This is a genomic window from Paenibacillus sp. OK076 (genome assembly GCF_900110055.1).
Lineage (GTDB): Bacteria > Bacillota > Bacilli > Paenibacillales > Paenibacillaceae > Paenibacillus.
Window position 1 is genome coordinate 1065142 of the sequence record NZ_FOCH01000001.1, and the last position, 13801, is coordinate 1078942.

The window sequence follows — 13801 nt, forward strand, 5'->3', positions numbered from 1 at the left end:
TGGGATTTATAATGATCGTTATTGCAGGTAAAGCTACTCCGGAGGAACATATTCAGGATATCGTCGCTACAATTGAAAAGGAAGGTCTTCAGGTCCATATCTCGCGTGGAGAGGACCGCACCATCATTGGTTTGATTGGCAAGGTAGAGCCGAAAATGGCTGAGCATCTCCGTCAAATGAAAGGTGTAGAGAATGTCGTCAAGATTTCGAAATCCTACAAATTGGCAAGCCGTGACTTCCATCCTCAAGATACCGTGATCTCCATCAAAGGAGTAGATATTGGAGGCAAAGAACTCGTCGTTATGGGCGGACCTTGTGCGGTTGAATCTGCTGCACAGATTGATGAGATTGCCGGACTGGTTAAGGCTGCTGGTGGACAGGTGTTGCGCGGTGGTGCATTTAAGCCACGTACAGGTCCATACAGCTTCCAGGGGACAGGTGTTGAAGGTCTGATCATGATGGCAGAAGCCGGCAAGAAACATGACTTGTTGACCATTACAGAAGTCATGACACCTGAATATGTGGATATCTGTGCCGAGTACGCAGACATTCTGCAAGTCGGTACACGTAACATGCAGAACTTCGATTTGCTGCGCAAATTGGGTGAGTGTGGCAAACCAGTATTGCTGAAACGTGGTTTCAGTGCAACTTATGATGAGCTGTTGAATGCGGCGGAATACATTCTTGCGGGTGGCAACCCGAACGTGATGCTGTGTGAGCGTGGTATTCGTACATTCGAGTCCTACACACGAAATACGCTCGACCTGTCGGCTATTCCTGTCCTGCAGTCTCTCAGTCATCTGCCAGTCATTTCGGATCCTAGTCATGGTACAGGTCGCCGTGAACTGGTTGAACCGATGACGAAGGCTTCTGTTGCTGCTGGTGCTAACGGCCTAATTATCGAAATGCATACGGACCCGGATAACTCCATGACGGGTGACGGCGTGCAGTCATTGTTCCCTGACCAATTTGCCAACCTGCTTCAGGATCTGGAGAAATTGGCACCAATCGTCGGTAAAACATTCAACACAGCCAAACAACCGGCGGAGTTCTTTCCAGCACGAGTTGGCGTATAACTGATCTTCATAGTATAGGTAATATAGTTCACCCGGGCATTTGCCCTGGCTCCGTCAATGAGAATGGGGCTAGGACAAAATGTCCGGTTTTTGTGTTATTTGGAGCTTTGAACGCATTTATTAATCATAGGTGATAAGAAACATTTATGATGTAATGTTATTTCCATAATTTAGGGTAAATATACCCTTGCTTTACCGCATTAAACCAGTTAAATATATATTATTTCCGTTGTTATATGAAATCAATAGGTTTATAAAATGTGAGCATAGCTTACATAGTCGCAAAAAATACCTTACATAAGTATTGACGATGTCACATTTGAGATTTTATAATGACGACAGAAAAAAATTCGAATATGGACATTTTCTTAGCGGGGTTGTTTAATGTTCGGAATATTTGGGAGGACGAATACATGTCGGTTGAAAACGTATTGAAATCAATTCAAGAGAACAACATCGAGTGGGTAGATTTTCGTTTTGTAGATTTATCCGGTCGTGCGCACCACATCTCGTTACCAGCTTCGGCAGTTGACGCAGACACTTTTGTAAATGGAGTAGCCTTTGATGGTTCTTCTATTCAAGGTTTCCGCGGAATTGAAGAGTCCGATATGGTTATGATTCCAGATCCTGAAGCGACTTTTGTCGATCCGTTCACAGCGCACCCTACTTTGAATGTTATGTGTGATATCTTCACTCCGGATGGCGAGCGTTATGAGCGTGATCCACGTGGCATCGCGGTCAAAGCGGAAGAATTCCTGAAAGAAAGCGGAGTAGGTACAGCAGCATTCTTCGCACCTGAATCCGAGTTCTTCATCTTCGACGATGTACGTTATGAGAGCGGCACGAACAGCTCTTCCTATTTCGTAGATTCCGAAGAAGCTTCTTGGAACACCAACCGTAAGGAAGATGGCGGTAACCTGGGCTTCAAAGTTCGCACGAAAGGCGGATATGTTCCTGTAGCTCCAGTGGATACACAACAAGATATTCGTAGTGAAATGTGTCGCATTTTGGAAGAGGCGGGTCTCTCGATCGAGCGTCACCACCACGAAGTGGCGACAGCAGGTCAAGCCGAAATCAACTTCCGTTTTGATACGTTGAAGAAAACAGCAGATAACCTGCTTGTATACAAATACATCGTGCATAACACTGCACGTCAATATGGTAAAGTAGCAACATTCATGCCAAAACCACTGTTTGGTGACAATGGTAGCGGAATGCACGTTCACCAATCCATCTTCGATGGCGATTCCCCATTGTTCTATGACAAAGCGGGATATGCAAACCTGAGCGAAATGGCTCTGCACTACATCGGAGGCATTTTGTATCACGCACCAGCTTTGATTGCTTTGACTAACCCTAGTACGAACTCATTCAAACGTCTCGTACCTGGTTATGAAGCACCGGTTAACCTGGTTTACTCCAAAGGTAACCGTTCGGCAGCAGTACGTATTCCGGTTGCAGCTGTGACACCAAAAGGTTGTCGTATCGAGTTCCGTACACCGGACTCCACAGCTAACCCTTACCTCGCATTCGCTGCAATGCTGATGGCGGGTCTGGATGGTATCAAACGCAAAATCAACCCAACTGAGCTTGGATATGGTCCGCTCGACAAAAACATCTACGATTTGTCTGATGCAGACAAAGAAAATATCCGCAGCGTGCCAGCTTCCCTGGAAGAAGCGCTTGATGCTCTGCAAGCGGACAACGAATTCTTGACTGAAGGCGGCGTCTTCACAAAAGAATTCATCGAGAACTATATCAACCTCAAACGTGACGAAGCGAAAGCCGTAGCAATTCGCATTCATCCGCATGAGTACAGCCTCTACTTCGACTGCTAATCCGGTCGGAACAGAAACTGTTCCCAATGTAAAGCCTCCGGGACTCGCTCTCGGAGGCTTTTCCTTGAATTGAACGATGTAGTGCATTAACTTTGCAGGGTGATAAAGGAATTTGATAACCCTGATTCGCTGCTTCGGTGCTTATTGCCCTTGAAGCAGATAAGGAATACTGATATCATAGCGATAATATTCACTTCATATGTCAGCTACGGATGGAAAGGGCGGGGGATTTTGTGACAAAGAGAGCGTATAATTTTAATGCAGGACCTGCGGCGTTGCCACTTGAGGTTTTGGAGCGTGCTCAGGCAGAATTTGTTGATTTTCGGAACACGGGTATGTCGATTATGGAGATGTCTCACCGTGGAGCGGTGTATGAATCTGTACATAATGAAGCTCAGGAGCGTTTGTTGTCTCTGCTAGGCAATCCTAAAGGATACAAAGTCCTCTTCCTGCAGGGCGGAGCAAGCACTCAGTTCGCCATGCTGCCGATGAACCTGCTCGGGGAAGGGCAGACAGCCAGTTACGTCATGACAGGCAGCTGGGCCAAGAAGGCACTGTCTGAGGCGAAACTGATTGGGGAGACACAGGTCGCTGCATCTTCCGAAGCGGATAAATATATGAAATTGCCGGATGTGTCGAATCTTAGCTTCACGGACCGTACAGCTTATGTTCATTTGACGTCTAACGAAACAATTGAGGGCACACAATTCAAGTCATTCCCGGATACCGGTTCAGTACCACTTATTGCCGACATGTCGAGTGACATCTTCTGCAAACCGTTTGATCTTAATCAATTCGGCATGATCTATGCAGGTGCACAGAAGAACCTGGGCCCATCAGGGATTACGGTTGTTATTGCTCGCGAAGAGCTGGTGAGTGAATCTCCTAAAACGATTCCGACCATGCTTCGTTATAGTACACATGTGGATAACAATTCTCTCTATAATACACCACCGTCCTTCTCTGTATACATGGTGAATGAGGTTCTGAAGTGGATCGAGGAACAAGGCGGATTGGCTGGAATTGAACAGAAGAATGTGAAGAAAGCAGATTTGCTCTATAATGCGATCGATTCTTCCGGAGACTTCTACCGTGGTTGTGTAGATCCGGCAGATCGTTCCCTGATGAATGTGACCTTCCGCCTGGCTAACGAGGAGCTGGAGAAACAGTTTATCAAGGCTTCAGAGCAAGAAGGGTTTGTTGGTCTGAAAGGGCATCGGAGTGTTGGCGGCCTGCGTGCGTCTATTTACAATGCTGCTCCATATGAAAGTGTTAAAGCACTTACGGACTTCATGAGCCACTTCCAGAAGACAAATGGATAAACAACCTGGCAGTGAGTTGTGAATTCAAGCATTCACACTTGTGCTTTACCAGAGCCTTCCACATTGACGTGTGGAGGGCTTTTCTTTAAGATTAGAGAATTGTCGTTAATATGAATTGAAAAGGAGATTGAACACATATGGCTTTACATATCGTTCTGGTTGAACCGGAGATTCCGGCAAATACGGGCAATATTTCTCGTACATGCGCGGCTACCGGTACGCATTTGCATCTCGTGCGTCCACTCGGATTCCGTACGGATGATGCCACGCTGAAACGCGCGGGTCTGGATTACTGGCATGCCGTTCATATTGAATATCATGATTCGTTTGCCGAGGTTCAGGAACAGTATCCGGAAGGTCGTTTTTTCTACGCAACAACGAAGGCGAAAAACCGTTATAGTGATTTTAAGTTTCAGGATGGAGATTTTCTGGTATTCGGTAAGGAGACAAAAGGTCTTCCTCCAGAATTAATTGCGGCCAATCCCGATACTTGTATGAAAATGCCAATGTCAGGTGATGTCAGATCATTGAACTTGTCAAACTCAGCAGCAATCATTGTGTATGAGGCATTGCGTCAACTTAATTTCCCGGGTCTGGATTAATCCAATTCGCTTATAAGTGACGGTAGAATTCGCTAAAAAAACATTTTTCAAAAAAAAGGACAAAAAATGTTTATTTCCAGCAGGATTCGACAAAATGTTGGCGAATTAATAAACATAGTACAAATGTACCTAGAAATTTAGAGTAAGATAGGAGAGGTGTGCCGTAGCTATGAAGCCAGCTGGAGTCGTTCGCAAAGTTGACCAATTGGGTAGGATCGTATTGCCTAAATCTTTGCGTAAAAGGTATCAAATGAATGAGGGAGATCCTGTAGAGATCTTAGTACAAGGGGACCATATCATTCTGGAGAGATACCGTCCAAAATGTATTTTTTGTGGATCGATGGAAGAAGTCAATGAGTTCAAAGAGCGTTACATATGCGCACAATGTTTAGATGAAATGACCCAGCTTCCACAGCACGGGTAAAATAAAAAGTATCATGGCCTCTGAAGGTCATGATACTTTTTTTTGTGGAAAAACCATGTCCACTTCTAGTTTACCGGGATCAAACGAATGCGATCAGCTATTAGTGTCGTACTCCATCACCCAATATTTCGCCCCGGCTGCACCTTCTTCAATCACTTTTTTCCAACCCTGTCGTTCGTAAAAGCCAATGGCTTTATGATTATCAGATACACATTTCAATCGAACAGGCTGCTGCATGAGTGAAATTGACGCATCAAGTAAGCGTGAGCCTGTACCCCCGCCGATAAAACCGGGATGGATAAACAGTAGATGGATAAAGTTGTCGGGAAGGTACAGCGAAGCGAAGCCGAGAAGCTGTCCATCTTCATTTTCAGCCACGATGATATGCTCATCCACGGTATCTGCGTCAAAATCCTGCAGGGACAGTTCCTCCGGCTTAGCCCAGTGGAATCGGGCACGTCGTGACTCGAGATAAATGTTTCTCAACTCCGCATAATCTGCTTGGATGGCTGCTCGTATATTCAAATGTTCTCCTCCAGAATAGGCAGTATATCCGACCATACATGGTCAAGAATGGCTTGCATATTTTGTTCATCACTATTGATGGCAACGACGGACTTCAACTCCGGCAGGACAACGCATAGTTGACCATTGGCGCCATCAGCACGGTAAGCGTTATGGGAACATCTCCAGAATTGATATCCATAACCTTGTCCCCAGTCGCCGTCTCCCGGCGTAGGGATCTGTTGTGTTGTCGCCAATCGGATCCATTCCGCAGGAATGAGCTGCTTGCCGTTCCAGCTGCCCTCCTGAAGCAATAGTTGACCGAATCTGCCTAATTCCTCGTTGGTCAGCTGCAGGCCCGCACAGCCCAATGTAATGCCCAAGGGAGAAGTTTCCCACTCTACATTCAAAATGCCCAGTGGCTCGAATAGCCGCGGAATCAGATAGTCCTTCACTGTTTGACCAGAGGCAGCCTGAAACATGGCGGAGATCATAAACGTATCTGCACTGCTGTATGTAAACGTTTCACCAGGAACTCTGTCCAATGGAAGAGACATATAATATTTGGCCCAATCTTTCTCAGGCAGGGTGGCTCGCTCTTCTGCCCATAACACGGGTACGTCATGCCCCGAGGACATCCGCAGCAAATCATACAGGGTGAGGTCCGCAGGAGGGAAAGCCGTTAAATGGGAAGCAGGGGTTGGTGATGTGAAATAATCACCGAGTCTGGATTCAAGTGTAAGTGTACCTTCATCCAAAGCCAATCCAACCGCCATGCAGGTAAACGATTTGCTGACAGAATGCTGCAAGCGGCGCACATCGCTGGTGCGATCCCAAGCTCCGATTGTAACGCCTTTCTGCAATACCCGAACAGAATGAACGTTTAACTGCTGCTCATCTATATGTTGAACAAAAGAATTAATAATACTCGACATCTTAACATCCTTTCTAAAAAGAAGATAAATAAAAGAAATTTGTTTTTGGTGAAACGTTTCCGCAATCCGGATCAAAAATTAGAACTTATGTTAGTACAAACTTGGTTCAATGTCAATGAAGATGTGCAAACGGTTACTTACAGGATATTTTTTTACATTAAAAGTGCCTTTTGACGCAAATTTTATCACGAAAAATTAGTTTTTTGAGAAAAAAGCGCGAAATTTGTAAAAAGGTTATTGACAGGGTTTGTACTTCGGGATTATGATTTATTCGAAACGATTCGAAGAAATCGCTTCCACGTAAAAAATGTTGTAATCAAGTCCAAGTAAATCAACGTTGGCTATGTTTTGAAACGATTCGAGAAAATCGTTTCGATAACCAAGCGAAATACGGGGGAATCACTGGAAGTTGCAACAAAAAGGCAGAGAAACAGAAGTTTACAGACAGCAGCCGACGATGAAAGGGGTTACATATGGCGCATATAACGATCGAAACCGGATCGCCTACGTTATGCATGAATACAAGCATACATGTAGTGTCCAGTGACTCCGGAGACACTTCAGGCGGTACGCTATATTTGCTGCATGGTGCAGGTGATAATGCAAGTACATGGCAACGTTTGACTACAATTGAAATGTACGCGCAACAATATGGCTGTACCATCATTATGCCGGAAGCGAACCGAAGCTATTACACCGATATGGAATACGGCCTGAATTACTTCCATTACATCACTCAGGAGCTGCCTGAATTCTGTAGGCGTCAGCTCAATCTGAATACAGACCCGGCCCAGACTTACGTCGCCGGTCTATCCATGGGCGGGTACGGTGCATTGAAATGTGCACTGACATATCCCGAGAGGTACCGCAAGGTGGTGTCCTTATCAGGTGTAACTGATATTCAGACCCGGCTTCATGATCCGGAGATGCCATCAGGTATGATCAAGGAAATGAAAGCGGTTTTTGGAGAACGGTTACAGGTAAAACCCGATCAGGACCTGTACGCACTGTCTGCAAAGCTGTTGAAGCAGGGTGGAAATTTACCGGATATTCTGAGCTGTTGTGGTGACATCGATCCGTTTGTGGAGATGAATCGCAAATTCGCGGAATACATGCAGGAAACGGACTTTGAGTTTCAGTATGTGGAGACACCGGGTACCCATGAATGGAGATTCTGGGAGCAACACCTGCGAACCATGTTTGATTTTCTGTATAACGACAAGACCAAAGTAGAGTGAGGAGATGCAATTTGAAACCTGCAGCCGAAGGACCTAGCAAAAAGCTGAAGGGAAACTTGAAAGGCAATTCGCTCTGGAGTGAAATCTGGAAGCACAGAATGACGTACACCCTGCTTATTCCAGGGCTCGTCTGGCTGATCCTGTTTGCCTACATGCCGATGGGTGGCCTGTCTCTTGCGTTTAAAGACTACAAGGCGAACTTGGGGATTTGGGGAAGCCCATGGAGCGGATTTGAGAATTTCAAATACGTTTTCCGGGATCCAACCTTTATTGACGCCGTATGGCGGACGCTGTACATCAACATTCTAAAACTGATTATTCAGTTCCCGTTCCCAATCATTCTGGCCCTGTTGCTGAATGAGTTGCGGATGCGCAGAGGGAAAAAGTGGTTCCAGACGGTTCTTACGTTCCCGCACTTCCTTTCATGGATCATCGTATCCGGGGTAGTCATCAACGTCCTGGCTTATGACGGACTGGTAAACAGCGCACTTGGTTTGCTTGGATTGCCAACCATTAACTTCCTGGGTTCCGAGTCTAACTTTGTACCGATGTTGCTGTTGACGGATATTTGGAAATCCAGTGGATGGGGTGCGATTATCTTCCTGGCTGCCATTTCCGGTATCGATCAGGATCAGTATGAATCGGCGCAGATTGACGGCGCTTCCCGTATGCAGCAGATGTTCAAGATTACATTGCCAAACATTCTTCCAACAATCACCGTCATGTTCATTCTGTCGGTTGGTGGATTGATGTCTTCCGGTTTCGACCAGATCTTCAACTTGGCAAATGCCGCAACGAAAAATGTATCGGAAGTATTGGATGTATATATCTATCGGATTACGTTCCAGTCTTCAACGGACTTCTCATTCTCGACAGCGGTCAGCTTGTTCCGTTCCCTCGTGAATATGGTCTTGCTGCTTCTCGCAGACAGATTTGCCAAGTGGCTTGGCGGAGACGGTTTGTTCCGATAAGAGAGGAGGAGAAATGAAATGAGCAAGAAAGCTAACAAAAAACCGAGAATTGGTACAGAAAAAATGACTTTTCTCGATTACATTATTTTCGCCATATTACTTGTGCTTGCCCTGATGATTTTGATTCCGTTCTGGAATGTCATCATGATCTCGTTCGCAACACAAAAAGAATATGCTGACAATCCATTTTTGATGTTCCCTAAAGAATGGACATTCGATTCCTATAAGGCGTTGTTCGCTGACGGAACGATTCTGTCGGGGTACAAAAATACAATTATTTTGCTAGTCATCGGCTTGCCACTCAGCTTGTTCCTGACAACTAGCATGGCATATGGCCTTAGTCGCAATAAATTTCCGTTCAAGAAATTTCTCTTTTTCCTAGTACTGTTCACCATGATCTTTAATGGTGGTATCGTACCGCTGTACCTTATCATGAAATCACTTCACCTTACGGGTACGCTGTGGTCTGTTATCCTGGCGGGAAGTTTCAGTGCATTTAACATGATTCTGATGATGAACTACTTCTACACACTGCCTGAATCGCTGATGGAATCGGCGAGACTGGATGGTGCAGGAGAGTGGAGAATTCTGTTCTCGGTAGTTCTTCCGCTGGCAACACCAATTATGGCTACAATCACGTTGTTCTACGGCGTGGCGTACTGGAACAGTTGGTACGATGCGATGATATTCCTTCGAAAAGCGGATCAGTTGCCGCTCCAGAATGTACTCAGAAACATTATCGTCACATCCCAGACGAACGCATCCAATGCGTCCAGTGTGGATGCTGCCCAAGCGAGCAATTTCTCCATGGGTATGAAGATGGCGGCAGTATTTGTCACCATGGTACCAATTATGTGTTTCTTCCCAATGCTGCAAAAACACTTTGCCAAAGGGGTATTAACAGGGGCTATCAAGACCTGATTATACGTATAGGATTTTGCATTAAAATTCTACTAAAAAACATGGGGGTAAAACATGAAAACGAACAAAAAGTTGTCAGTAAGAGCTCTCTTTGCCATCACGCTTAGTGTAGTTATGCTGATGGTGACCGCTTGTTCCAGCCAAGGAGCTTCAGGTGGTAACGAGAAAGATGCAGAGGGAAATTACAAAGACAACCTGACCATCTCTGTAGCTAACCTGACAGAAATTAAAAACGGGAACTTGGATAATGACTTCCACAAGTTCTGGACAGACAAATTCAATGTAACATGGGATTACAACTATATCGATTGGGATTCATGGGGCGAGAAGCTTCGTCTGTGGATCAACTCTGGCGATTTGCCTGATGTAGCAGTATGGAACTATGTGCATGGCGATGCCATGAACAGTATTGATCAAGGTCTGTTCTACAAATTCCCGGATGACTGGAAAGAACGCTGGCCTAACGTGGCAGCAGCCTACAAGTTGACCGGTCTTGGAGACAAGCTGGAAGAACTGACGGGTGGAACATACGTCCTGCCAAGACCAATCTATTTCGAGAACAAACCTGCTGACCCATTGACGAACCAAATTGGTGTCATTGCGCTTCGTAAAGACTGGGCTGAAGCGGTTGGTTTCGAACTGAAAGATGCATATACAACAACTGAATTGAATGAATACGCTGAGCTTGTAAAAGAAAAAGATCCAGGCAAAGTGGGCAACAAACTTGTGCCTCTGTCCTACAATGCGGCAGATGCTATGACGAATATCATTATGCCGAACAGTGTGCACGCCATGACTGACTCTCCGTTCTATAAAGGAGAAGATGGCCAGTTCCACTGGGGACCAGCAGATCCTGAAACTTTGACAGGACTTAAATTGATGCAAAAAGCTTACAAAGATGGATTGCTCAATCCTGAGTTCTACACATGGAAAAACAATGAAGGTCAAAACAACTTTAAAGTAACAGGTACAGCTGCAGTAACAAGTCTGGGCGGACTGGCTTCGTACAGACAAGGTCTGGATTCCGATATGAGAAAGAATCTGGGTGTAGATAGTGATGATCTGGTACACACAGCAATCGTATTGGGCGATGACGGGAAATACCGCAACATGGAGCAAGCCAACTTCTGGTCTGCATTGATCTTCAATCCGAACATCAGTGACGAGAAATTCGAACGGATCATGGATCTGATCGACTACTCAACTACCAAAGAAGGACAACTGCTGATCAACATGGGCTTCGAAGGAAAAGATTGGAAGTATGACGAAAACAACGAACTCGTTAGCTTGCTGCCAGAAGGAACTGTTCTGGAAGATAAATACCCAGCACGTTTCGAAGGTCTGTATCTTCTGGGTGACGACTTCAGTGTTGTAAACCCTGCAATTAAAAAGGATTATCGTGATAGAGCTGTGAAGCTGTTCGAGGAAAAAGCAAAACTCGGTACAGAAGGTCAATCACTCGCAACATACGACTGGGATGTCAACCTGTACGATTCCAAAGCTAAAAGTCAGGCTTCATTCGACTACCAGAATGAATATGCCAACTTGATCCTCAAAAGTGGAGATCTGGAAGCGAATTGGAAAGAATGGATAAACAGCAAAATGTCCCTGGTTCAACCTTATCTGGATGAACTGAACAAAGAATTCAAGTAATCATTCAGTAATTAGCAAGATGGGATATGACAGGTGTGTCCTGTCGGTCCCATCCAATCGAACCCGGTGCGCGGTCTCTCCCCGAACGCAGCCGGGTTCTTTATTTCAACAACATGCAGTGGAGGATAATGTCTATGAATAACGAGCAGTTGCTAGACCTTGTAAACCAAATGACCTTGGAAGAAAAAACGGCCCAGCTGCTTCAGCTGACCGCTAACTTTTATGAAGGAACCAATGTTGAAGGTCAGATCACAGGTCCAATGGAAGAGATGGGAATCACGGAGCAGTCCGTAGATGCCAGTGGCTCCATTCTGGGATTGTCCGGTGCACAGGCCATTATTGATGTACAGCAAGCTTACCTGAAAAAAAGCCGTCTCGGCATTCCGCTCTTGTTCATGGCGGACGTCGTGCATGGTTTTAAAACCATTTTCCCCATCCCGCTAGCCATTGGCTGTTCATGGGACACTGAACTGGCTGAGAAAAGTGCTGAGATTTCAGCTCGTGAGTCCGCCGTCTCTGGCCTCCATGTCACGTTTGCACCGATGGTCGATCTCGTTCGTGATCCGCGCTGGGGTCGGGTAATGGAGACGACAGGTGAAGACCCTTATTTGAACAGTCTGTTCTCTGCGGCATTTGTACGTGGATATCAGGGCGACAGTTTGAAGGATGAGCCGGATCGTCTGGCGGCTTGTGTAAAACACTTTGCAGCCTATGGGGCAGCAGAAGGTGGTCGTGATTACAACACGGTCGATATGTCTGAACGCAACTTGCGTGAGTACTACTTACCGGCTTACAAGGCAGCACTGGATGCAGGCGTCGAAATGGTAATGGCTTCATTCAATACTGTAGAGGGTATTCCAGCGAGCGGAAATGAGAAGCTCATGCGTGACATTTTGCGTGATGAATGGGGCTTTGATGGTGTATTAATCTCGGATTGGGCTTCCATTCGCGAGATGATTGCTCATGGCGCAGCTGAAGATGACCGTGAAGCTGCATACCGCGCTATTCGTGCAGGGGTGGATATCGAGATGATGACACCTTGTTATGTCCATCATCTGCCAGAGTTGATTAAGAACGGAGAAGTGGAAGAAAAGCTCATTGATGAAGCGGTGCTGCGTATTCTGCAACTGAAAGAAAAGCTGGGATTGTTCGACAATCCACTGCGAGCAGCTGATCCGGAGCGTGAGCGGGAGATTGTCTTCTCCAAAGAACATCGTCAGGTATCGTACGAGCTTGCAACCAAATCGGCAGTATTGCTCAAAAATGATAATGACGTTCTTCCGCTGAAGCCAGAAGCCAATGTAGCGTTAATTGGACCTTTTGCCCAAAGTGAAGACATTCTCGGATGGTGGTCCTGCGAAGGTGTCAAAGAGGATGCCGTTAAACTCGGAACGGCTTTGCAGGAACGTCTTGCTGTCGGGAAAGTTCATATGGCTCAAGGCAGCAACGTTCACACGATCACAGCTGAACAGATTGCTGAAGCGCTTGAAGTAGCAAGCAAAGCTGATCTGATCGTGCTTGCACTTGGTGAAGATTCCGAAATGAGTGGTGAAGGTGGATCACGTACGGATATTCGTTTGCCGGCAGCTCAACTGGAATTGGTTAAACAGCTCAAAGCAGCGGGTAAACCAATCGCCAGCGTGATCTTTAACGGACGCCCTCTGGACTTGCATGGTGTATTTGAAGAATCCGATGCGGTGCTTGAAGCGTGGTTCCCAGGCAGTGAGGGTGGAGCGGCCATCGCCGATGTATTGACAGGTGTGGTGAATCCATCTGCGCGTCTAACAATGTCCTTCCCGCAATCTGTAGGTCAGATACCGGTATATTACAATCATTTTAATACAGGACGTCCACTCAATCCGCAAAAGACGGAAGAGCGTTATGTCTCCAAATATATTGATAGTCCGAATGATCCGCTGCTTCCATTTGGCTACGGCTTGTCATACACCTCGTTTGAGTATGGTGACCTGGAAGTATCAAGCAATGAAATGACTGCTGATCAACCTCTGACGATCCAAGTGCGTGTAACGAATGCTGGCGAGCGTGCTGGCGTGGAGACGGTTCAGCTGTACGTACGTGACGTAACCGGTGAAGTTGTGCGTCCAATGCGTGAGCTGAAAGGCTATGTCAAGTTGTCACTCGCACCGGGTGAAAGTGGTACGGCTACATTTACATTAAACGAAGAACAGCTTCGTTATCATCATTCCGATTTGAGTCATCGCAGTGATAAAGGAACATTCCACATTTTTGTAGGGCCGAATAGCCGCGATACATTGGAGAGTACGTTCAAACTGGTGTAATTGGATATTGGGGATAG

The 13801-nt window shown here is 46.0% G+C and carries 12 protein-coding genes; 10 read left to right on the plus strand and 2 right to left on the minus strand.

The window, feature by feature from the left end:
* Positions 1 to 11 precede the first annotated feature (11 nt).
* The 5 genes from aroF (at position 12) to BMY78_RS04980 (ending at position 5262) form a co-directional block, all read left to right on the plus strand.
* Positions 12 to 1076 carry a 3-deoxy-7-phosphoheptulonate synthase gene (aroF, locus tag BMY78_RS04960; RefSeq protein WP_063564242.1) on the plus strand — a complete coding sequence of 355 codons (1065 nt, stop codon included), beginning with the start codon at positions 12 to 14 and terminating at the stop codon, positions 1074 to 1076.
* A gap of 413 nt (positions 1077 to 1489) precedes the next feature.
* Positions 1490 to 2914 (plus strand): type I glutamate--ammonia ligase, encoded by a 1425-nt coding sequence (gene glnA / locus BMY78_RS04965; RefSeq protein ID WP_090895229.1) that lies wholly within the window; start codon positions 1490 to 1492, stop codon positions 2912 to 2914.
* Between the two features lie 233 nt (positions 2915 to 3147).
* Positions 3148 to 4236 (plus strand): 3-phosphoserine/phosphohydroxythreonine transaminase, encoded by a 1089-nt coding sequence (serC, locus tag BMY78_RS04970; protein WP_090895232.1) that lies wholly within the window; start codon positions 3148 to 3150, stop codon positions 4234 to 4236.
* Between the two features lie 137 nt (positions 4237 to 4373).
* The gene (gene trmL, locus BMY78_RS04975) at positions 4374 to 4838 is read left to right on the plus strand and encodes a tRNA (uridine(34)/cytosine(34)/5-carboxymethylaminomethyluridine(34)-2'-O)-methyltransferase TrmL (protein ID WP_090895234.1); all 465 of its coding nucleotides are present in this window, start codon (positions 4374 to 4376) and stop codon (positions 4836 to 4838) included.
* Positions 4839 to 5007: 169 nt separating this feature from the next.
* A complete protein-coding gene (locus tag BMY78_RS04980; protein ID WP_024629045.1) occupies positions 5008 to 5262 on the plus strand; it encodes an AbrB/MazE/SpoVT family DNA-binding domain-containing protein in 255 nt (84 codons plus the stop codon).
* 93 nt (positions 5263 to 5355) lie between these two features.
* On the opposite strand, the gene BMY78_RS04985 is transcribed toward BMY78_RS04980, so the two are convergent.
* Positions 5356 to 5787 (minus strand): GNAT family N-acetyltransferase, encoded by a 432-nt coding sequence (locus BMY78_RS04985; protein WP_177185658.1) that lies wholly within the window; start codon positions 5785 to 5787, stop codon positions 5356 to 5358.
* Positions 5784 to 6701 carry a serine hydrolase domain-containing protein gene (locus BMY78_RS04990; protein WP_090895240.1) on the minus strand — a complete coding sequence of 306 codons (918 nt, stop codon included), beginning with the start codon at positions 6699 to 6701 and terminating at the stop codon, positions 5784 to 5786. Before BMY78_RS04990 ends, BMY78_RS04985 begins: the two co-directional genes overlap by 4 nt.
* A gap of 473 nt (positions 6702 to 7174) precedes the next feature.
* On the opposite strand from BMY78_RS04990, the gene BMY78_RS04995 reads away from it, so the two are divergent.
* The 5 genes from BMY78_RS04995 (at position 7175) to bglX (ending at position 13784) form a co-directional block, all read left to right on the plus strand.
* The gene (locus BMY78_RS04995; RefSeq protein ID WP_090895242.1) at positions 7175 to 7939 is read left to right on the plus strand and encodes an alpha/beta hydrolase; all 765 of its coding nucleotides are present in this window, start codon (positions 7175 to 7177) and stop codon (positions 7937 to 7939) included.
* Positions 7940 to 7950: 11 nt separating this feature from the next.
* On the plus strand, positions 7951 to 8910 hold the full coding sequence (locus BMY78_RS05000) for an ABC transporter permease (protein ID WP_063564249.1): 960 nt from the start codon (positions 7951 to 7953) through the stop codon (positions 8908 to 8910).
* An 18-nt stretch (positions 8911 to 8928) separates the two neighbouring features.
* Complete coding sequence (locus tag BMY78_RS05005; protein ID WP_090895244.1) at positions 8929 to 9831, plus strand: carbohydrate ABC transporter permease; 903 nt, start codon at positions 8929 to 8931, stop codon at positions 9829 to 9831.
* A gap of 54 nt (positions 9832 to 9885) precedes the next feature.
* Positions 9886 to 11484 carry a type 2 periplasmic-binding domain-containing protein gene (locus BMY78_RS05010; RefSeq protein ID WP_090895246.1) on the plus strand — a complete coding sequence of 533 codons (1599 nt, stop codon included), beginning with the start codon at positions 9886 to 9888 and terminating at the stop codon, positions 11482 to 11484.
* A 134-nt stretch (positions 11485 to 11618) separates the two neighbouring features.
* On the plus strand, positions 11619 to 13784 hold the full coding sequence (bglX, locus tag BMY78_RS05015) for a beta-glucosidase BglX (protein WP_090895248.1): 2166 nt from the start codon (positions 11619 to 11621) through the stop codon (positions 13782 to 13784).
* The last annotated feature ends 17 nt before the right edge of the window (positions 13785 to 13801 follow it).